The sequence below is a fragment of the Bacillus sp. FSL K6-3176 genome (assembly GCF_038003325.1).
Classification (GTDB): Bacteria; Bacillota; Bacilli; order Bacillales; family Bacillaceae; genus Bacillus; species Bacillus altitudinis.
In genome coordinates, this window is the sequence record NZ_JBBOOX010000001.1 from 242,016 (window position 1) to 262,123 (window position 20,108).

17 protein-coding genes are annotated in these 20,108 nt (G+C 42.5%); 7 read left to right on the forward strand and 10 right to left on the reverse strand.

The window, feature by feature from the left end; all coding sequences use genetic code 11:
* Window positions 1-97 precede the first annotated feature (97 nt).
* The 4 genes from licT (at window position 98) to MHB38_RS01400 (ending at window position 5,391) form a co-directional block, all read left to right on the forward strand.
* Entirely contained in the window at window positions 98-934 is an 837-nt protein-coding gene (licT, locus tag MHB38_RS01385) for a BglG family transcription antiterminator LicT (protein ID WP_017358738.1), read from the forward strand.
* 236 nt (window positions 935-1,170) lie between these two features.
* On the forward strand, window positions 1,171-3,030 hold the full coding sequence (locus MHB38_RS01390; protein ID WP_008343857.1) for a beta-glucoside-specific PTS transporter subunit IIABC: 1,860 nt from the start codon (window positions 1,171-1,173) through the stop codon (window positions 3,028-3,030).
* A gap of 19 nt (window positions 3,031-3,049) precedes the next feature.
* A complete protein-coding gene (locus MHB38_RS01395) occupies window positions 3,050-4,471 on the forward strand; it encodes a glycoside hydrolase family 1 protein (protein ID WP_099496273.1) in 1,422 nt (473 codons plus the stop codon).
* Between the two features lie 182 nt (window positions 4,472-4,653).
* Window positions 4,654-5,391: a hypothetical protein gene (locus MHB38_RS01400; protein WP_035703028.1), complete on the forward strand. Its 738-nt coding sequence runs from the start codon at window positions 4,654-4,656 to the stop codon at window positions 5,389-5,391.
* A 7-nt stretch (window positions 5,392-5,398) separates the two neighbouring features.
* Here the strand turns inward: MHB38_RS01400 and MHB38_RS01405 are convergent, their stop codons facing one another.
* Both MHB38_RS01405 and MHB38_RS01410 read right to left on the reverse strand, forming a co-directional pair.
* Window positions 5,399-5,716, reverse strand: coding sequence for a hypothetical protein (locus MHB38_RS01405; protein WP_035390595.1), 318 nt, complete (start codon window positions 5,714-5,716; stop codon window positions 5,399-5,401).
* Between the two features lie 113 nt (window positions 5,717-5,829).
* Entirely contained in the window at window positions 5,830-5,976 is a 147-nt protein-coding gene (locus MHB38_RS01410; protein ID WP_202734034.1) for a hypothetical protein, read from the reverse strand.
* A gap of 139 nt (window positions 5,977-6,115) precedes the next feature.
* On the opposite strand from MHB38_RS01410, the gene arr reads away from it, so the two are divergent.
* Entirely contained in the window at window positions 6,116-6,532 is a 417-nt protein-coding gene (gene arr / locus MHB38_RS01415) for an NAD(+)--rifampin ADP-ribosyltransferase (protein WP_017366526.1), read from the forward strand.
* Window positions 6,533-6,593: 61 nt separating this feature from the next.
* Here the strand turns inward: arr and MHB38_RS01420 are convergent, their stop codons facing one another.
* Genes MHB38_RS01420 through MHB38_RS01445 form a run of 6 tightly spaced genes read right to left on the reverse strand, consistent with a single transcriptional unit; the run spans window position 6,594 to window position 14,083 of the window.
* Window positions 6,594-8,513 (reverse strand): BglG family transcription antiterminator, encoded by a 1,920-nt coding sequence (locus MHB38_RS01420; RefSeq protein WP_098681015.1) that lies wholly within the window; start codon window positions 8,511-8,513, stop codon window positions 6,594-6,596.
* The gene (locus tag MHB38_RS01425) at window positions 8,510-9,394 is read right to left on the reverse strand and encodes an ROK family protein (RefSeq protein WP_341002111.1); all 885 of its coding nucleotides are present in this window, start codon (window positions 9,392-9,394) and stop codon (window positions 8,510-8,512) included. Before MHB38_RS01425 ends, MHB38_RS01420 begins: the two co-directional genes overlap by 4 nt.
* Before the next feature lie 57 nt (window positions 9,395-9,451).
* Window positions 9,452-12,115: a mannosylglycerate hydrolase gene (mngB, locus tag MHB38_RS01430; RefSeq protein ID WP_341002113.1), complete on the reverse strand. Its 2,664-nt coding sequence runs from the start codon at window positions 12,113-12,115 to the stop codon at window positions 9,452-9,454.
* Window positions 12,116-12,143: 28 nt separating this feature from the next.
* On the reverse strand, window positions 12,144-13,262 hold the full coding sequence (locus MHB38_RS01435; RefSeq protein WP_017358746.1) for a PTS fructose transporter subunit IIC: 1,119 nt from the start codon (window positions 13,260-13,262) through the stop codon (window positions 12,144-12,146).
* A gap of 36 nt (window positions 13,263-13,298) precedes the next feature.
* Window positions 13,299-13,628: a PTS fructose transporter subunit IIB gene (locus MHB38_RS01440; protein WP_007498438.1), complete on the reverse strand. Its 330-nt coding sequence runs from the start codon at window positions 13,626-13,628 to the stop codon at window positions 13,299-13,301.
* The gene (locus tag MHB38_RS01445) at window positions 13,625-14,083 is read right to left on the reverse strand and encodes a PTS sugar transporter subunit IIA (protein ID WP_255836196.1); all 459 of its coding nucleotides are present in this window, start codon (window positions 14,081-14,083) and stop codon (window positions 13,625-13,627) included. The genes MHB38_RS01440 and MHB38_RS01445 overlap by 4 nt, the downstream gene beginning before the upstream one ends.
* Before the next feature lie 242 nt (window positions 14,084-14,325).
* Here MHB38_RS01445 and MHB38_RS01450 point away from each other — a divergent pair, with 242 nt between their 5' ends.
* Window positions 14,326-16,992, forward strand: coding sequence for a S8 family peptidase (locus MHB38_RS01450; protein WP_341002116.1), 2,667 nt, complete (start codon window positions 14,326-14,328; stop codon window positions 16,990-16,992).
* Between the two features lie 107 nt (window positions 16,993-17,099).
* Window positions 17,100-17,582, forward strand: a complete 483-nt coding sequence (locus tag MHB38_RS01455; RefSeq protein WP_341002118.1) for a hypothetical protein — start codon at window positions 17,100-17,102, stop codon at window positions 17,580-17,582.
* Between the two features lie 346 nt (window positions 17,583-17,928).
* Here MHB38_RS01455 and MHB38_RS01460 read toward each other — a convergent pair whose 3' ends face one another.
* On the reverse strand, window positions 17,929-18,549 hold the full coding sequence (locus MHB38_RS01460; protein ID WP_041091191.1) for a hypothetical protein: 621 nt from the start codon (window positions 18,547-18,549) through the stop codon (window positions 17,929-17,931).
* Window positions 18,550-18,661: 112 nt separating this feature from the next.
* On the reverse strand, window positions 18,662-20,065 hold the full coding sequence (gene mmuP, locus MHB38_RS01465; RefSeq protein WP_008342173.1) for an S-methylmethionine permease: 1,404 nt from the start codon (window positions 20,063-20,065) through the stop codon (window positions 18,662-18,664).
* Window positions 20,066-20,108: the final 43 nt, after the last annotated feature.

The following is a 20,108-nucleotide window of genomic DNA, read 5'->3' on the forward strand; positions in this document are numbered from 1 at the left end:
AAAAGTCAGATAAAAACGCCAAGTGATTTGACAGTTGTGTTAAGATGAGAGCATATTTTGAGTGTAGATGGCTGGTTATAGACGGAGGTGTTTGGAGATGCAGATTCAAAAGGTTCTAAACAATAATGTCATTAGTGTGATAGATGAACAAGGAAAAGAAATCGTCGTCATGGGCAGAGGCATCGCTTTTCAAAGACGTCCCGGAGACCCGGTGGACGAGGCGTTAATTGATAAAGTGTTCCGCCTAGAGGATCATTCCGTACATGAGCGAATGAAAATGCTGCTTCAAGAGGTTCCGTATGATGTCGTCAAGGTGACCGAGGAAATGATCCAATACGCACATACAAAGCTGAACCGAAGATTAAACGAAAGTCTGCATGTATCGCTGGCAGACCATATTCATTACGCCATCGAACGATTAAAGAAAAACCACTTGATTGAGAATTCACTGATTTGGGAGATTAAACGTTTATACAAAGATGAGTTTCTCGTGGCGAAGGAATGCCTTGAGATGATTGAAGATCGTCTTCATATTGAACTGCCTGAAGATGAAGCGGGCTTTATTGCCATGCATATTATTAATGCAGAGCTCAATGAAGACATGAATACAACAGTCAATATCACGAAAGAAGTGAATGCCATACTGACCATTGTGAAATATCATCTGAACATGGAATTTGATGAAGACTCGCTCAACTTTTATCGTTTTCTCACACATTTACGCTTTTTCGTACAGCGTCTCATCAACGAAACGTTACTCGTCAGTGAAGATCAAGATTTATATCAGCTGATTAAAGTAAAATATCCGAAGGCGTACGATTGCGCAAAGAAAATCGCGGAATATGTGTATCAAACGTATCATCGCGACCTGACATCAGAGGAGATGCTCTATCTATCGATTCATTTGAATCGACTCATCAAACGAGAAAAATAAAGATAGAATTTTAAAAGAAAGCGTTGACATCATAAAAAGTGAGTGGTACTATTTGCTCATAAACATAAAAGAATACGGTTTCACAATGATCGTCTTAGAGGATTGTGACTGTTCGGCAGGCAAAACCTAAACGTTCACTGAAAAAGCGCAATAGCAAGTTGCGACTATTTTTGGTGCCCGTTTAGGTTTTTATTTTGCCTAAAAACGTATTTTTTTGAAAAAAAGGGGGTTTTTGTATGAGTCATCGTCAATTAGCAGAAGACATTATCAAACATATCGGGACAGAGAAAAATGTTCATTCATTGGTTCACTGTGCCACAAGACTTCGCTTCACATTAAATGACAGATCAAAAGCAGATAAAGCGGCCATTGAAAAATTAAATGGTGTGGTGACTGTCATGGAAAGCGGCGGCCAGTTTCAGGTGGTCATTGGCAACACCGTACCAGAGGTATATCGAGAGATTGGGGAGTTTACGAATCTATTAGAGGATTCCACTTCTTCATCTGCTAGATCAAGTGAAGAAAGTACAAGTCTTTTTGGAAAATTCGTCGACATTGTTTCTGGAATTTTCACACCGCTTCTAGGTGTCATGGCGGGTGCCGGTATTTTAAAAGGACTTCTAGGCATCTGTATCAATGCAAAATGGTTATCTCCTGAAGATACGTCGTATCAAATTTTATTTGCCGCATCAGACAGCTTGTTCTACTTCCTGCCGCTGCTGCTCGCATTCACTTCTGCTAGGAAGTTTAAAGCGAATCCATTTGTCGCTGTGACGATTGCAGGTGCACTGATCTACCCGACTATTCAAGAGCTCACAAAAGGCGGCGGAGATGTGTCGTTCTTCGGCATTCCGGTTGTCTTAATGTCTTATACATCAACGGTTATCCCGATTATTTTGGCAGTGTTTGTGATGGGATATATCGAACGTTTCTTTAACAAAGTCATTCATGAAAGTGTGAAAAACTTTATTACACCACTGATTTTACTGGTCACGGTCGTTCCACTGACACTGATCGTATTTGGACCATTTGGTGTGTATGCAGGGAACGGAATTGCAGCCGTCCTGCTGAAAGTATTCTCCTTTAGCCCTACACTTGCCGGTGCTTTAATTGCGATGGCATGGCAGGTTCTTGTCATCTTCGGTATCCATTGGGGGCTTGTGCCAGTCATTTTAAATAATATTGCGGTTCATGGAAAAGATCATATTAAGCCGGCTACTGCGCCAGCTGTATTTTCACAAGCCGGTGCTTCAATAGGTGTTATGCTGAAAACAAAGAACAAAAAGCTGAAATCATTAGCTGGATCGACAGCGGTTTCTGCTGTATTTGGAATTACAGAGCCTGCTGTATACGGAGTCACACTTCGTTTGAAAAAACCATTTATTGCAGCGGTTATCTCTGCCGGTGTCGGTGGTGCCATTATCGGTTATTCACAAAGTATTGCGATCGCGTCAGGTCTTCCGAGTTTACTGACACTTCCGATCTTCTATGGTCAAGGATTTACAGGGTTCTTAATCGGAATTTCCGTTTCATTTGTCCTTTCAATCGTCTTAACCTATTTGATTGGATTCAAAGATCCTGTGGATGAAGAAGATGCTCCTGCAGCTAGTTCTGCACCAGCATCTGAAAATGAACATGGTGTCAAAGCAGCTCATGTGAAAAGTCCTTTATCTGGCGAAGTCATCAAGCTAGAAGAGGTGCAGGATAAAGCCTTCTCATCTGGCGCATTAGGTAAGGGTGCAGCCATTATTCCATCAGAAGGCAAGCTGTTTGCACCAGTAACTGGAGTCGTGACAACGGTATTTCCAACAGGACATGCATACGGTCTCACCTCTGAAAGTGGAGCAGAAGTACTCATTCATATTGGACTGGATACTGTACAACTTGGGGGCCGACATTTTACGCCGAAGGTTGAGCAGGGCCAAACGATTACAGAAGGTGAACTGCTTGCGGAGTTTGATATTGAGGCCATTCAAGCAGCAGGACTGTCTGTCACAACACCTGTGATTATTACCAATTCCGGTGAATTTAGCGATATCATTGAGACAGAAGAAAAACAAGTGACACCAGGACAATCATTTTTACACTTAGTTTAAGAAAAGGGAGGACATAATCATGAGATATTCAACACTAGCACCATTTCCAAAAGACTTTTTCTGGGGCGGATCGACTTCCGCCTATCAAGTAGAAGGTGCGTGGAACGAGGATGGCAAGGGACCTTCAGTCATTGATATGAGAGAAAGCTATCCTGAGGGAACAACTGATTTTAAGGTAGCCAGCGATCACTATCATCGATATAAAGAAGACGTGAAGATGTTTGCAGAAATGGGCTTGAAGGCTTATCGTTTCTCTATTGCATGGACACGTATCATTCCAGATGGAGATGGGGAGATCAATCAAAAGGGAATTGACTTCTACCATTCTCTCATTGATGAATTGCGACGCTATGACATTGAACCAATTGTGACGATGTATCACTTTGATTTACCTCATGCGCTTCAAGTGAAAGGCGGCTGGTCAAATCGTTCAACAGTCGATGCGTTTGAACGTTATGCGGAGGTTTTGTTCCAAGAGTATGGTGAGAAGGTAAAATATTGGCTGACCATTAATGAACAAAACATGATGATCTTACATGGATCAGCTCTAGGTACACTGGATCCAAATTTAGAAAATCCGAAAAAAGAACTATATCAGCAGAACCACCATATGCTTGTGGCACAGGCGAAAGCCATGACGCTTTGTCATCGTTTGCTGCCTGAGGCGAAAATCGGACCAGCGCCAAACATCGCCCTTATTTACCCGGCATCTCCAAAACCTGAGGATGTCATTGCTGCGGCCAATTACAATGCGATCCGCAACTGGCTGTATCTTGATATGGCGGTATTCGGTCGTTATAACAACCTTGCATGGGCATACATGAAGGAAAAAGACATTCTTCCTGTGATTGAAGAGGGAGATATGGATATTTTGAAAAGTGCAAAACCAGACTTCATTGCCTTTAACTACTACACATCTCAAACGGTTGAAGCGAGTAAAGGAGATGGCAATGATGAATTTGCCCGCGGTGGAGATCAGCATTTAAAATCTGGTGAAGATGGCGTCTACAAAGGCGGGAACAACCCGTTCTTAAGTAAAAATGCATTTGGCTGGGAGATTGACCCTACCGGTTTCCGATCAACGATGCGTGAGATTTACGATCGCTATCAGCTGCCTCTTATTATTACGGAAAACGGGCTAGGCGCTTTTGACAAGTTAGAAACGGATGGATCGATTCAGGATGATTATCGAATTGATTATTTAGAAAAACATATTGAACAAATCAAATGGGCGATCACTGACGGTGTAGAGGTATTCGGGTACTGCCCGTGGTCAGCCATCGACTTAATCAGTACACACCAAGGCTGCTCAAAACGCTACGGTTTTATCTACGTCAATCGTGACGAATTTGATCTGAAAGACCTGAAGAGAATTCGGAAAAAGAGCTCTTATTGGTATGAAACATTGATCGAGCAAAATGGAGAGAACATCGGGAAGTAACAGAAAAAAGCCAGTCACCTTATTAGCGGGTGACTGGCTTTTTTGTTCGTTCACTTTATCTACTTGTGTCATTTGTCTACCATAGAAGTTTCCTTAAATCTATCTTAAATCCATTGATACACTCATTTTGATTTGATAACCTTGATTTTGGAATTTAATACAAAAGGAGGAATATAATCAAAATGTTCAAAAAAACACTTTTAACCCTAATTACCCTAGCTCTTGTCATATCAATATGGACTCCATTTTCATCAGAAGCATCAGCAGAAACACACTCTATCAATTCACAAGAGTTAAAAGCATTAGTAACACCGACGGTTCTACAAAATGAACAAGCTAACAAAGAATTAGACGAACTTGAAAAGAAAATGGGGGAATACATAGAAAACCTTCCATTTACAGAAAAAGAATTTGAAAACATGACAGAGTCAGAACAAAATAAAGTGATCGATCAATATTTCAACAATGAAGAATTTTTAGCTTTAGAAAACCGAATGAAACAACTTGACTCCAAAAGTAATCAGAGTGAAATAACAACACAAGCACTACCAGTATTCTTCATACCTATCGCAATGACCGTAGGAAGAGTTGCTTTAATGGCTATCAGATCAAAAGGCGCAAGAACTGCACTTAAATATCTAAAAAATCGGATAAAAGGATTTGGTAAAAATTACAAAATTAAATGGGATGTAAGAAATGATAAAGGACAACTTAGAAGTTTAGTTGTCGTCCTACACAAAGGAAAGAAAAGAACAACAAGAGTATTTGCTGTAGACAATGGAAAAATCCCTTTAATACCAAAAACCTCAACTTGGTATTGGCATTTTCATGTAGCTCCAAAAGATAAAATACACCATGCTCTCAGAGCATCAGTACCAAAGAAATACAAAGCAAGTCCAGGAGAAACAATATTACACTAAAAAACCCCTAATTTTTAGGGGTTTTTTTCTCTTCATGACTTGTAACTATATCAACTGGATGTATCAAGTTTTCATCATCATTATCCTCATCAGTGTAAGGCATAATAAGTGAATCCAATTCTTCTTTATCATCAACTAAAGCAACGTAAGTTGTATAATCCTCTAAATCTGATGGAAACAATTCAGCTTGACCAACATTACTTTTTAATGCTTGGTCAATAGCACTCTTTAATTCTATTAAACCCTCACGATTACCAATAATATAAGAATCCATATGCCAACTTTTTTGAGCATATATATGACAAATCTTATCTCTATCTTTCATTATCTCATTACACCCTTCCTGAAGAATTTAATTGATTATGTGCCAACACGCCAACCAGATAAAACATCAAAACGTCTCTTTGGCTACTTTATCCTCATCTTCTTCAATCCTGATCAGATATCCTTCAATACGCTATTTCCAAAACTGCCACCAAAATTTCTTCCTTCCTTTTCCTCCTGCTCCGTTGCTGCAATTAATTTTTTAGTTTCTTTATCTCTTTCAAGAAGACTGCTTTGTATGTATTCTTGCTGTTTTTTCAACTTGCTGGATTTTACAAATCACACCTTACTCTCTACTATCATTATACCCCGAATTTAATCTCATTTATAGACTGTTTTCCGCCCGCATCAGCCCGTATACTGTTATACGCAAGTCAAAAACGATAAGGGATGTGGCTGTATGAATGACAAGAAAGATGTTTTAGATCCTGGGCCGTTTTTTCATGGGACGAAAGCAGAATTGAAGATTGGGGACCTGCTTGAACCGTTGCATTTATCCAATTATCAGGATAAACAATCGAACCACATCTATTTTACTGGAACATTAAACGCAGCCAAATGGGGAGCTGAATTAGCTCGATCTGATTCCAAAGAGAGAATTTATGTTGTAGAACCGACAGGCGAGTTTGAAGATGATCCGAATTTGACGGATCAAAGGTTTCCGGGGAACCCGACCCGTTCTTACCGGTCGACATCTCCCTTGAAAATAGTCGCAGAATTAGGTGCGTGGGAAAGACATTCCGATGAAGAAATCAATCATATGCTGACGTCGTTAAAAAAGTTAAGGGAAGAAGGAAAAAATGTCATATACGATTGATTCGTATGTAAGGAATAGATGAATAAAAGGCCGTCCGATTTCACTTGGGCGGCCTTTAGTGCTATTGAAACAGGACATGCATCAGCTCATCAAATGTCTTTGCATGTGTCAAGGAGTGAAGGCGGTCAGGGCTGTCTAACAAATCGACAGCTTGTTCAAAAAATTGATTCATGCAGGCAGCGTCATCTTTCTGAATGGCTAACAAGAAAATCAGAGATACTTGATCTCCCTGCCAATCAATTGGCTGTTTCAATCGTGCAATTGCCACGCAGGAGGTGCCTTCATTTGTGATGAGCGGGTGAGGCATCGCAATCCCCTTGCCAAGATAAGTTGATGACATTTGCTCCCGCTCCAGCACGGAGGAACGAAAAGAAGATGAAACAAGCTGATGCGCCTCCAGCCGGCTGCAAAGCGTATCTAATACCTCTTCTTTGCTTGAAAGGTTCACATCCAACAAGGTCAATCGTTCTTGGAAAAAAGCCATCAGCTCCTGCGAAGGGGAACCGTGTCCGTTTAACAGGTGAATGACCTCACTCACACGCTGGACATCATGATGTTCAAAAAAAGCATTCACTTGAATGATTGGTTTCCCTTTTGGTGCGAGAGGTACGGTTGTAATAATCACATCACATGGCAAAGTCGTGCTAAAAGCGTAATCCTGATAAGAATAAAGCTCAACAATCTCAAGCTCATGTTGAAAGGCCGCCTTCAATTTAATTTCAAGCAGCCGTGCTGTTCCTAGTCCAGACCCGCATACAATAATGGCCCTCTTTTTTTGCGAGGTGTCAAGATGACTTCTTTCAAATGAAGCAGCAATATGTAAGGCAACATATGCCGCTTCATCTTCATTTGGCGTCCGCACCAGCTGTAAGGCATTGAGTCCGCTGACGGCCAAATCAAACGGATAAGGGTAAGATGTTTTGATCTCATGCAAAAGCGGATTTTGTAAAGACACGCCGTATTGAATTCGATTTAATAATGGCTTCATATGCAGCATCAAATCTTGACGCAGGATATCGTCATCTACAAAACGATGACCGCTTGTTTTTTCAATGTGCTGGAGAAATCGTGTCACCGCCTGACGTACTTCTTCTGTCGTTTGGTGCTCATCGATTTCTTTCCACGTTTGATTCGCTAAGAGATGCATCACCAAGTAATCTGTTTCATCCTCTGATAAGGTGACGTGAAACGTGTCGCTTATTTGATGAGTGATCTTTTGAGCGATTCTTGTTAACACTGGCGGTCTTTGTGTGTGAGTGGTACTGGCGGGTATCCGCTGTTTTTTTTGCGTTTGCTGAATGGCAATCGCTAAGTGAATCACTAAATTCTTTAGGGCAATATCTTTAATGAGCAGTGATTCTTGATATAGATTTGTCAGCACAATGGATCGAATGGTTTCAAGTGAAATGTCAGGAAAATGAAGCTGTTCCCGCTCAGTTATATGAGATAGGGCGGGTTCTTCTTCAAGCAGTAAGTCTGCGTAGCACGTCCTTTTTTGCAATTCGTCTCCGTCTACTTTTAAGCCAAATCCAGGCTTTGAGACAAGGGTCATACCGTAACGGGCTAACAGCTCCCGTCCTTTTTTTAAATCACTGCTGACCGTCATACGGCTGATGAACAATTCTTCTGCTAATTGATCAATTTTTAAGTAGTCTGATTGAAGCAATAGTTTTCTCATCATAAATCGTATGCGCTCTTCTGGCATGACGGGTACGAGAGAGCGGGCAGGAAGCTTTTGCTGATGAAGCCAAAGCAGGAAAGCGTCTTGGTCACTTGTTAAGAGTGTATACCCTTTCCCGCGTATGGTCTTGATCATGGCTCCAGCTTGCGTTAACAGCTCGTTTGCTTCTTTGATTAAATTGCGGATGGAGCGGTCAGATAAGCGAAAAGAGGCAGTGAGCTCCTCCAGCTTCACGAACCCTTTCGTTTCAAATAGCCGCTGAATGAGCTGGTAGGTTCGAGTATCTGCCGTCATCATCATTGCGCCGCTCCTTGTTCCTTTAAGGCATCAGCTCCAAGGGCGAGGGCTCCCATTAAACCAGATAATCCGTCAAAGGAAGGCTTTGTGACGATTTCATTTAATGGCTTTGGTAATTGTAAATAATCATGAAGCCGCTTGTCTGTTTCTTCAAGGATGAGCGGCAGCAAAGCCGGTTGTTTCATGACACCTCCACCCAAAATAATGCGTTCTGGTGAAAGGGTGAGTAATAAATTTGCGGTCATTTGCCCGAGATAATAAGCTTGAAGTGACCAGGCAGGATGCTCCTCTGGCAGCATTTGTGCCAATGTATGATAGCGGCCTTCTATGGCAGGTCCAGATGCTAGTCCCTCTAAACAATCATGGTGGATCGGGCAGCAGCCCCCATAGGTGTCATGAGGGTGGCGCTGAACGGTGATATGTCCCATTTCTGGATGAAGCAGTCCGTGAATGAGGCGGTTTTCAATATAGGCACCGCCGCCGATTCCCGTCCCAACCGTGATGTAGACCAAGGAATTTGGTCTGTCTGTGTCAGTTGAAAAACGAGCTTCACCGAGCGCCGCACAGTTCACATCCGTATCAAGCTTCATAGGGAGACCGAGTGCTTGTTTTAAGGTTGAGAGTAATGGAAATTGGCGCCAAGCTGTTTTGGGTGTTTCGAGAATCGTTCCATAGCTGGGGCTGTGCTCTTTTACATCGACAGGTCCGAATGCGCCTATGCCAATCGCATCGACTGGATGCTCTGTAAAGTATTCGATCACTTGCCGGCATGTTTCTTCTGGGTTCCCTGTTGCAAAGGAAGTCATATGTTCAATCGTTCCATCTATTGTTCCGTAGCCGCAGACAAATTTTGTACCGCCTGCTTCGATGCCTCCAATTCGCATGATCAATGCCCTCCATTAAAGAGAGGCGGAATCCAAATGGATCCCGCCCCTACATGTTCATTTTTTCTTTACAATGTAGGTTTGTACCTGACAAGGTGTGAGCGGTTCAATGTGTAATGATCCATGTTGTGCTTTCAGTATATGTCCTTCAGGTGTTTCGCCTAAATTCGCTGTTTCTCCATGTTGTAGAGATGAACTATTGATTGAAGCGGCTGTTTGACGTGTTAAATATGGATTGAAGAGACGAATGACAATGCCTGTTCCATGCTCTTCCTTTTTCAAAGCGCTTAGAACGGCCCCGTCTGTTTCAATGTCAAGCAGGCTATAAGTAGATTGTAAGTCTTCTTTTTCATCTCGGAAAGAGAAAATTAAACGACCGTTTAAAAAGTCTGCCCGCTCGTAGCACTGAACCGGGGTTGTGTAACGTTTAGCAAGCAGAGCCAAGTGTCCTTCACTCACCGCTTCTTGGCTATAGTGCATGCCAAAGGAGAATGATAGCGATCCTTGAAGCTGGGCATCAGGTGTTTCCACGATTTTTTCTCCAGAAGCCCGGCCGGGACGGTAAAGAAGGTTTTCTTTCCCCATTTTTCCGAAACAGCGGAAGAGTGTGTAAGCAATGGTTGTGTAGCCCGCACCTGTGATTTGGTATTCTCTGACGCAGTCCGTCAAAAGAGAGACACCATATGCTTCATCGCGAAGTGCAACAAATGATTGCATGGGTTCAATGGTAATCGGTTTTTCTTCCCAATGTTCATTGTTCCACCATTCTAGTTCTTGCGTCAGCTCCGTTGGACGTTCGATGGTGCCAAACTGTTGATCGCTGAGTGATACGTTTGATGCAATACCTGTATCAAAGAGTACCCGAAGACGGTGGTCTAGCGCATGGTTGTCCACATTCACATGAAAACGGATGACCGCTTCATCTTTATTTAAAGCCACCTTCGCTGTGATCGGGAGGGAAGTCGTCCCCTTTTGCTCCGAGCGTTCCTCTAAATCATATGGGACAGTCAATTGAAGCTTGATGGTGAGCTCTTCCTGTAAACTGCTTTTAGATACGGTAATGTCTGCTGATGAGATATCTTTAGATGATACATAAAGATCCTCACGCGGTGGTGAATAGTTATAAGAATCCCCATCATCTCCGTTGTCTTCAAAGATCATTTGCTCAGAGAACGTTCGTCCAGTCTGTTTATCCGTAATTTCTAATGACCCATTGTCATTTGCTGCAATGCGGTAAAACGTATTTTCAATGACACGACCTTCTGTTTTTTCCAAAATGGATTCACTAGATTCATCGAAAACTATGCTAACTTGTGTATAACCAACGGATGGCAAGTCGACTGCTTCAATGAGTAAAACAGCTTTCCATACTTGCTTTGGCATGTAAACCTCTTTGCTTGGGTTAAGTGAAATCTGCTGTGCTAAGACATAATCTGTCACATCGGTTTTGCTTTTGACTGTGTAGTGAAGAGTTCGTCCATCAACGTCTTTTAGCGTAAATGGACGTTCTGTGATAAAGGTTTCGACTTCAATGACTTCAGAGCGTTTTGAAGGCAGTGTATTAAATAAAGTGAACGTGATTTCTTGCTCAGTTTGCAGCCGGATGGCGATGAGACGCATGTGTAAGTCCACAAGATTCTCGGCGATTTCCTTTGCCTGTTTATAGCGGAAGAAGACATCTTGATTCGTCGTATCACTGTTACAGCCGCCAATGCTATCATGCGCTGCATTTTCAAACATGAGGTACCAAATATCACGCACCGTGTCATGCGGATAGTCATGTCCGAGTGAATAGCTGATTGTAAGGATCGGCTCCATCACATTGACAAGATAGTTTTCAATTCGGTTGTTTAAGATTTTCAAATCTGCTCTTGTTGAAAAAATAGACTTATGAATTCGCATATGCTTGGCATGAATGAGCTCTCCTTCTAATGTCTCAAAAGAAGTCCGCTCTTTTTTCACTGCTGCAATGTAGTCTTCTAAACTGCTGATTTGATAGTGGTGCTCGTCTATTTCATTGGCTTTTTCTAATAAGTCAGGCAGGTTTTTACGAATAGGCGCTTGGTCAAAGCCATTTGGGAAATAGACATTCTTTGTCGTGGCTTTTGCTTGCAGCGCCCCGATTTTTTCAGAAAGAAAGGCTTGCAGGTCTTCATCCTTCTCAGGAATATTTCCTCCGTAGTAGTAGCCAAATGGCAGATTCACTGCAAACACTTCACTGCCATCAGCCCCGCGCCAATTAAATTCTGTGTGATTCGTCATATGATCAGAAACGCCGCGCCAAAAGGCTGTGTCGACAATACCAAAGCCTTGATAAATTTGAGGCATTTGTGCAGATTGACCGAAGGAATCAGGGACATAACCGACCTTCATGACATGTCCGAACTGCTGACAGCGCTCAATCCCATATTGCAGGTTTCGTACAATCGATTCCGCAGAAATCACGAGCTGATCCGTTTGTGTATACCACGGACCGATGATGAGGCGTTTTGCTGTGACGAGCTGTTTAATTCGATCCTCATCCTCTGGTCGCCATTTCAAGTAATCATCTAGCAAGGATGCTTGTGCATCGAGCATGAAGTAATGGAATCGTTCATCTGTTTCGAGGGTGTCCAATATGTCCATTACGCTTTTCATTAAATAGATACGGGAACGGGAGGTGGTAAAATACCATTCCCGGTCCCAGTGAGTATGTGGAATCACATGTACATTGACAGTCATTGTGTAACGACACCTTTCTTTGTTCAAATTATCCTTCTAGCACAAGGTCAAAATCATCTTCTTCTTTCTGCTTCTGATCATGTTCTGGCTTTTGGGGTTCTTTTTTCTCAGAGAAGTTCACAAGCAGGTTGGCGCCAATTCCAATAACAAGTGCGCCAGTTAGCGCGCCGATTAAATACGCCCACCAGTTTCCTACTGAGAAGAATCCGTATAGTCCGCCAATTGGCGGCATGATGTCATGGACACCTAATAAGGCAGCGACCCCGCTTCCAGCAGCACAAGCGACGACATTCAGCGGAATCAATTTCAAAGGATTGACGAGTGTAAAGGGAATGGCTCCTTCTGTAATCCCGATAATCCCCATCACAAGACCGCCTCGTCCGGCTTCTCTAAACGTAGGAGAGAAGTTGCGTTTTCGAATCAATGTCGCAAGCCCGTATCCAAGCGGAGGAATGACAATCGCGATATTGACGAGAATGGCAGGAAGATAGACACCTGATAGGAAGAGCGCGTTACCAGCCATCCAAGCTGATTTATTCACTGGGCCGCCAAGATCGAAGCCAATCATGGCACCTAGAATGAGAGCAAGTGCGAGTGTACTTGTTCCATCTGCGACCATGCCTTTGATCCATTCAATTAATGCGGTGTTCAAAGCCCCTAATGGACCGCCTAGCAGAACGGACATGAGAAGTCCGGTTAAGCCAACAGTAATGAGCGGTAAGATGAGCAGAGGGACGAGTCCAGCTGCGGAGCCTTGAATTTGAATTTTTCTTTTCACAAAGAGAGCGACATATCCGGCAAAGAAACCTGCAATGACGGCACCGATAAAACCAGCATTTGTTGAGCTGGCAAGAGCTCCACCGATAAAGCCGGCCGCAAGACCAGATTTATCCGCAATCGAATAGGCAATAAAGCCAGCGAGCAGTACGTTCATTAAGCCAATGCCTGTCCAGCCAACCTGTTCCATCAAATAGGCACCATGTAAAATGCCGCCTGCATCTTTATAGGCGTTTAAATCTGATACACCAAAACCTAACCCGACTAGTTTGGCTAAACCAACGATAAGTGAAGCTCCGATGATCACCGGAAGAATATAAGAAATACCGGTCATGAGGTGGCCTTCAATGACTTTTAATTTTGCTTTCATTCTGCTTTGCTCCTTTCTATATGGCATTGCTCCTGTTTATTGGGATTCAGATTTTTTCTTTTCAACCAGCGCAACGGCTTTTGTGATGATTTGCTCGGCATTTTTTAAGGCGCGCCCGATTTCGACACGTACAGTAGGAATACCTGAGAAGCGTTCAGCGTCGTTAATATGCTGATTGGAGGCGATGATGCAAAGGTCTGCCTGCTTGGCTTCCTCTGCTGTAATGCCATTCACCTGTCCCATAATTCCTTGTTGTTCGATTTTAATCTCGTGTCCAAGCTGTTTACCCGCATTCTCTAATGCCTTTGCTGCCATTGGTGTATGAGCTAACCCTGCTGGGCATGAAGTGACACCGACAATTTTCATTGTGTAATCCCCTCTTTCAATTGTTGTTCAATGACTTCGTAATAATAGTCTGCTGTTTGACCGGGTTGAATCTTTTCGATGAAAGCAGGCTCCATTAAACTTGTGGCAATGCCAGACAGTAATTTGAGGTGTGTGACATTGGCCTCTTCAAGTGGAACGAGCAGTGTAAATAAATAGCTTGTTGGCAAATCGTCGAAGCTTCCCCATTCAATGGGTTGTTCAAGTTCTAAAAAGAGAAGTGAAGCCGTTTGAACAGCAGAGCTTTTTGTATGAGGAATCGCAAAACCTTGCTGAAGTCCTGTTGAGACTTCGTCTTCGCGTTTCAACAAATCTGTTAATAACCCTGACTGATTGTTTGTAATGTGAAGGTCTTCAGCTTTCTCGGAAATGTATTGTAAAATCTCATTCTTTGATCGACCGTTTACTTGTGTAAAAACATGATCTTTTTGGAACAAGCTGATCCCTTCTCTCTTGTTTGTTAAGCGCTTACAATTTGATTGTAATGTACTTTTCGACATGGTTAAATAGCATCATTTTCCGTTTGAAATGGCAAAAAGTTTATGAAGCGAACAGACTAGTCATCTGAATATCTCAAATCCTAGCTTAAAACGAGTTTAATTATGTCAAAAATAGATTCTACTAAAAAGGATTCTGTGATATTCTTCCAAGGTATTGTAAAAGATAAGGGGGTCTTTTCATGTTTAAAAAGCAGGTCAAATCCTGTGTGGTTGTACTCATGGCCATCATTCTATGTATGGCTGCATTACCTGGGTACGAGGCATCAGCAGTTAGTAAAGGCACAAGTGTCAATGAAGCCATTGGGTTGAAAGATGGTGAAGTCATCTCAGGTACATTACAGAATGAAAAAGAAGAGTCATGGTACCAAATCACGCCATCTGCAGATGATGTGGCAAAACATACACATATGCAAATTGCTGTCAAAAGCAAACAAGTGTTATCTGTATCGGTCTACCCAAGTAAGGATAGAGCGATAAAGGATGACACTTATTCGAGATATCGTGTGGACACAGCAAGTGGAGAGACAGAAATCAACTTCCCGCATGCATGGTCAGGTCCTTACTATGTCAAAGTTCTGTATTTAGGTTCAGAGGAAGATAGCCGTGATGAGGAAGAGGATGCAGCATATACAATCGGGTATAAAGGTGCGAATCTTCCGCCATCTGAACCGATTTTCCCTGAAGAAGAAGAGCCAACGATCATCATTATTGAGAAAAAGCATGGACGTGAAATTCTTCAATCCATTCGTACGATCGAAGACAAACGATTCAATGAAACAGCCGATGGTCAGAAGCTGACACGTCTGCTACAAAAAACAAAGCCGTTTCTCAAATCTAAACTCATCAACAATCAAAAAAAGCAGCAAACGGTGTACAATCATTTGCTGACATTAAAATCATTGCTGAATGACGTAGAGAAAAATGGTGCATTCAGCGGTCATATCGTCACAGAGAAAGAGCAACAGGCGATCCGTTCCCTTTTTGATATGCTCAAAGAGGCAAGTCCAGCCTATTTAAAAAAGGAATTAGAAGCAGTGGGGCAAAAAGTAGGAATCGATCAGCTTGAAGGAAAATCGATCGGTTATGTGTTAGAGAAACAAAAGCTTGTTCCAGAAGAAAAGGTCAACACAAACAAAATCATCTTTAAATTAAAGGATGGACAAACGCTTCAATCCGCAAAAAAGAAAATGAAAAGCTACGGAATTCAAGAAAACCGTGTGACATCTCAATCAGTAAATCCTTTATTTAAAGGAATGTATGTTTATGATGTACCGGCAGGGAAAGAATCAGCAGGCAAAACGCTTAAAGCAGGCAAAGCTGTGATCAAAAGCACGGCGAGAAAGCTTTCTAGTATGCCGAATGTTGAATTTGCAGAGCCTGTACAAACGTATCGTGCGCTTAGCAATGACGCGCAGTATGGTTACCAGTGGCCGCTGAAAAACAGTGCGCAGAACAGTGGGAAAAAAGGCGCTGATGTGAAGTTTGAACAAATGAATACATTGATTGGTACAAGCAAAATGAAGCAAACGTTAATCGCTGTTGTGGATACAGGTGTCGACAGCCGTTTGTCCGATTTAAGCGGAACGGTTCGCACAGACTTAGGTGCTAATCTGATTGGCCGTAATAAAGATGCAATTGATGACAATGGCCACGGTACCCATGTGGCAGGTATCATTGCAGCAAAAGCCGACAATCATTACTCCATGGCAGGGCTGAATCAACATACAGGTATCATCCCAGTCAAAGTACTGGATGCGTATGGAAATGGAGATACAGAGCATATTGCTCTTGGCATTAAACATGCAGTGGACAAAGGTGCAAAGGTCATCAACATGAGCCTTGGCGGCTACTACAGCAAGGTCATTGAATATGCGATGAACTATGCTGCACAAAAAAATGTATTAGTGGTAGTGGCGAGCGGAAACGATGGCATTCCAGAAATGGGTTATCCTGCGACTTCCAAGTACGCCATGGCAGTTGGTGCAAGCAATCGCATGGATATTGCCGCTGAATTCTCAAGCTATGGGAAAGGATTAAGCATGTCTGCACCAGGGTCTGATATTCCAAGCTTAATGCCTGATGGGAATGTTTCATACCTAAGCGGGACATCAATGGCTACACCGTATGTTGCAGCAGCAGCAGGATTACTGTTTTCTAAAAATCCAACCCTGAAACCAAATCAAGTGAGAAATATTTTACAAAATACAGCGGATGATATTTCATTTAAAGCTGTTGATGGAACAGATGACATTTTCTATGATGAAAATGACGAGCCTGTTGTTGATCCGAAAATTCCGGGTATCGATTGGATGACAGGACATGGCAGACTCAATGCTTTTGCCGCATTAAGTGCTGTTGAATTAAACGCATCAGTTAACAAAGTAGAAGATCAGCATCAAAAGGTGACAGGAAAGGCGAAAGCCGGCGCTGCCATTTCTGTGTATAGAGGCAAAACCCTGCTTGGAAAAGGCACGGCAAGCAAAAAGGGAACCTTTAGTGTGAAGATCAAGCATCAAAACAAAAATAAAGTGCTTCACATCAAGATATCAAAAGGAAAGGCTGCGACTTCGCTCAAAACGGTCGTGAAAAAGGGCAAAGCACCAGCTAAGCCAAAGGTGAATCGAGTAACAGTGAAAAGTAAAACGGTCAAAGGAACTGCGGGTGCAGGCTTGACAATCAAGGTGAAGAACAAATCAAAGAAAGTCATTCAAACGGTCAAAACCAATAGCAAAGGCGCATTTACGGCTAAAATCAAGCCGCAAAAAGCCAAAACCGTCTTGTATGTGACGGCTTCAGATGTGAGAAAAAGAGAAAGTAAAGCAGTGAAAGTTGTTGTGAAAAAATAGTTTTGCAGCTTCCCTTTTGAATAAAAAGGGAAGTTTTTGTTTTTTACTGGAAAAATGACAATAACTGTCGATAGTAATATAGTAGGAAAAAAAAGGAGGATTTATCGATGAAAAAAATCATGTTTGCTTTCTTTCTATCATTGCTTCTCGTTTTCCCAAGCTTTGCATATGCAGAGGAAACAGGAGCAGTACCAGCATCCGTACAAGTAACAGGCGTCACAGCAGCAGACGGTGGTATGGTTAATTACGGTTCTGGCAGTAAATATCGTGTAGGTTCATATTATCCAGCTACTTTTAAAGGAACATTAAAGGACACAAGTGGTCAACTCATGGCGAATCAGCCAATTCAGCTTTATTTTGAAGCAGCAATCAAATCATATGCTCAAACAGCGACAGGTACAACAGACGAGAATGGACAATTTTCACTAACGATTCAAGTTCCTGCAGGTGCAGGCTACCGTACATACAATAATGCAGGCTGGTCTACACATTACTACGATATCGTTCCAGTGACTTTTACTTCAAACGACATCACGCTATCTTCAAATGTGACAAGTGTGTACCATTTGGCATATACATCACGTTACTAATCTGCTAGAAGAGGCGACTTGGCGAAATTCCTGTCGTTTTCATAGAAAAAAAGGATGTCAGCTAGTGACATCCTTTTCTTTTTGTTAGCAAACCTGCTGGGCGGCAACCGAAAGAGTCGATAAACAAACACTCATGAGCCGTTTCTCCCAGATTCGATCGAGCATTGAGCTTTACATCTTGAGCTTTGATGGATAAGACCTTTGAATACTTGAGCTTTCAGCTTTGAACGTTCAGCTTTGAGCTTTTATCATGGATCATCCTAAGATGATCATCAAATGAGGAGGGAATGACCTTTCCCTCGGAGGTGTTTAGTCCTATCGATTTTCGGCTCACTAACAAAATCGACTAGTCGATCTGTATTTTTGTCAAGGTATTGCTTTCTGACAAGGAGAAATCCACTTCCATTTGGAAATCTTCAATCTCTTTCGAAAGCTGTTCAATCTTCACTCGAAGACGAAGAGGGTCAATGATCGCCGCCTCATTTTCAGCTAGGAATGACTTGACGATCTCTTGGTTGGCAGCGGCTTGTGTTTTCCCGTCTTTCCCAAATAGTGTTTCTAAATGCTGATCCAGTCTCTTTTTCACATCTTCATTGATTTGTTCTGACCGGTCAACGAGCTCTGTGTAGACCTTTTTTAATTTTCGTAAATAACGAATATCGTAATCTATGGATGTCTTGCGTTCAATGGCTTCTGCTACGGTCATGCTAACACCCGCCACCTCAATCGTTGTCGTAGCATTCGACACAACGATGGCTGATTTAATGGCATTTCGGCGTTTGATTAATGCTTGAATCGATTGGTCATCTGCTTTTGCCTTTTTTTCTACTTCTTCTTGATTTTGAAATCCGTTCTGTATATGTTTCCCGATGATCAAACCACCGAGTACGGCTTCATCAATCGTTCGGTTGATTCTTTTATCTAACATTTTCAGTTCACTTAATGCTCTTGTAATGGTCATTTCCATATTAACGACAGCTCCCTTGATTCATCCTGAAAATCATAGATTCCTATCATATACCAAAATGTCTTTGTTTTGCTAGTGATATCCTTTTTTGGGACAAACAAAAACCCTGGTGCTATACACCAGGGTTTTCTCGTTTTTTCTGAATCCATGTTGTCACGTAATAGGCAGCGTAGCAAAGTGCGATAAAAGGGATACCGCAGATGAGAGCGATGCGCTGATTTGGATCAAAAGCAATGCCGATCACAGATGCAAGGCATAGGAGGAAGGCAGCAATCGGAACCACCGGATAGAGCGGGGTTCGGAAAGATAAATCATGAAGCTGTCCGCCATCCTGTAAGAATTTTTTGCGAAACATGAACTGTGAAGCTGCAATTCCCATCCATACAACAACAACGGCGAGTCCAGAGATTGAAACAAGAACCAGATACACTGTTTCAGGTGCGATGACACTCGATAGCAAAGAGAGAATGCCCCCAATCATACTCAAAATGAGTGCATTCAAAGGAATTCCCTTTGACGTCAATTTTGCCAGCTTTTTAGGTAATGTTCGTTCTTCAGAAAGGGACCATAGCATGCGAGATGAGGCGTATAGCCCTGAGTTTGCCGCAGATAAAATCGCTGTCAGAATGACAAAATTCATGAAATCTGCCGCATAAGGAATACCGATGCGGTCAAATACCACAACGAAAGGACTTTTGATCACCCCGGCTTCTTCTACTGGAATTAAGCCGGCTAAGACCACGATCGTTCCGACAAAAAACAGGACAAGGCGCAGCACAGTCGTGCGAATCGCCCGTGGAATGGTCTCATCTGGATTGACACTTTCGCCCGCAGCAATCCCAATCAGCTCAGTACCCGAAAAAGCAAAATTAACAGCCAGCATGGTCATTAATATCGGTAAAAAGCCGTTTGGGAAGAGACCCCCATCTCCAGTGAAGTTAGAGAAGAACGGAGCGGCCTCACCACCTTTTAGTGGAATCAATCCAAACATCGCGGCTCCGCCAAGGATAATAAAGAGAATAATAGCCATGACTTTAATGCTAGAAAACCAAAATTCCGATTCTGCAAAAAACTTGACTGTAAAAGCATTGAGTAAAAAGATGAGAAGCGCAAAAACACCGCTCCACATCCAAACCGATGTGTCCGGGAACCAGCGCTGCATTAAAAGACCTGCCGCTGTAAATTCTGAACCAAGTGCCACGGTCCATGTCAACCAATAAAGCCAAGCCACTGTATAGCCAGTGCCGGGCCCAATGTATTTTGTTGCATATGTGTGAAAAGCGCCTGTAACCGGCATTGCGACAGACAGTTCACCTAAACAGAGCATCACGAGGTACACAATTAATGCCCCAACCAGATAAGCCAAAATCGTTCCCGCAGGTCCGGCCTGATTGATCGTATATCCTGAGCTTAAAAAGAGTCCTGTGCCAATCACGCCACCTAAAGAAAGCATGAACAGGTGACGGCTTGTCATTTTTCGTTGATATTGTTGTGACTGATCTTTTGCTTGTTCCATGTCTTCCCGCCCTTTTGCTTAGAAGTATGTGTGTTGAGTCATG

Excerpts from the sequence above, each read along its gene's own strand:
- mngB (WP_341002113.1), bottom strand. The coding sequence starts at position 12,115 with ATGACTGTCAATGTACATGTGATTCCACATACTCACTGGGACCGGGAA.
- MHB38_RS01400 (WP_035703028.1), top strand. The coding sequence starts at position 4,654 with ATGTTCAAAAAAACACTTTTAACCCTAATTACCCTAGCTCTTGTCATA.
- MHB38_RS01395 (WP_099496273.1), top strand. The coding sequence starts at position 3,050 with ATGAGATATTCAACACTAGCACCATTTCCAAAAGACTTTTTCTGGGGC.
- MHB38_RS01450 (WP_341002116.1), top strand. The coding sequence starts at position 14,326 with ATGTTTAAAAAGCAGGTCAAATCCTGTGTGGTTGTACTCATGGCCATC.
- MHB38_RS01425 (WP_341002111.1), bottom strand. The coding sequence starts at position 9,394 with ATGCGAATTGGAGGCATCGAAGCAGGCGGTACAAAATTTGTCTGCGGC.
- MHB38_RS01420 (WP_098681015.1), bottom strand. The coding sequence starts at position 8,513 with ATGATGATGACGGCAGATACTCGAACCTACCAGCTCATTCAGCGGCTA.
- MHB38_RS01390 (WP_008343857.1), top strand. The coding sequence starts at position 1,171 with ATGAGTCATCGTCAATTAGCAGAAGACATTATCAAACATATCGGGACA.
- mmuP (WP_008342173.1), bottom strand. The coding sequence starts at position 20,065 with ATGGAACAAGCAAAAGATCAGTCACAACAATATCAACGAAAAATGACA.
- MHB38_RS01455 (WP_341002118.1), top strand. The coding sequence starts at position 17,100 with ATGAAAAAAATCATGTTTGCTTTCTTTCTATCATTGCTTCTCGTTTTC.
- arr (WP_017366526.1), top strand. The coding sequence starts at position 6,116 with ATGAATGACAAGAAAGATGTTTTAGATCCTGGGCCGTTTTTTCATGGG.
- MHB38_RS01440 (WP_007498438.1), bottom strand. The coding sequence starts at position 13,628 with ATGAAAATTGTCGGTGTCACTTCATGCCCAGCAGGGTTAGCTCATACA.
- MHB38_RS01405 (WP_035390595.1), bottom strand. The coding sequence starts at position 5,716 with ATGAAAGATAGAGATAAGATTTGTCATATATATGCTCAAAAAAGTTGG.
- MHB38_RS01435 (WP_017358746.1), bottom strand. The coding sequence starts at position 13,262 with ATGAAAGCAAAATTAAAAGTCATTGAAGGCCACCTCATGACCGGTATT.
- MHB38_RS01460 (WP_041091191.1), bottom strand. The coding sequence starts at position 18,549 with ATGGAAATGACCATTACAAGAGCATTAAGTGAACTGAAAATGTTAGAT.
- licT (WP_017358738.1), top strand. The coding sequence starts at position 98 with ATGCAGATTCAAAAGGTTCTAAACAATAATGTCATTAGTGTGATAGAT.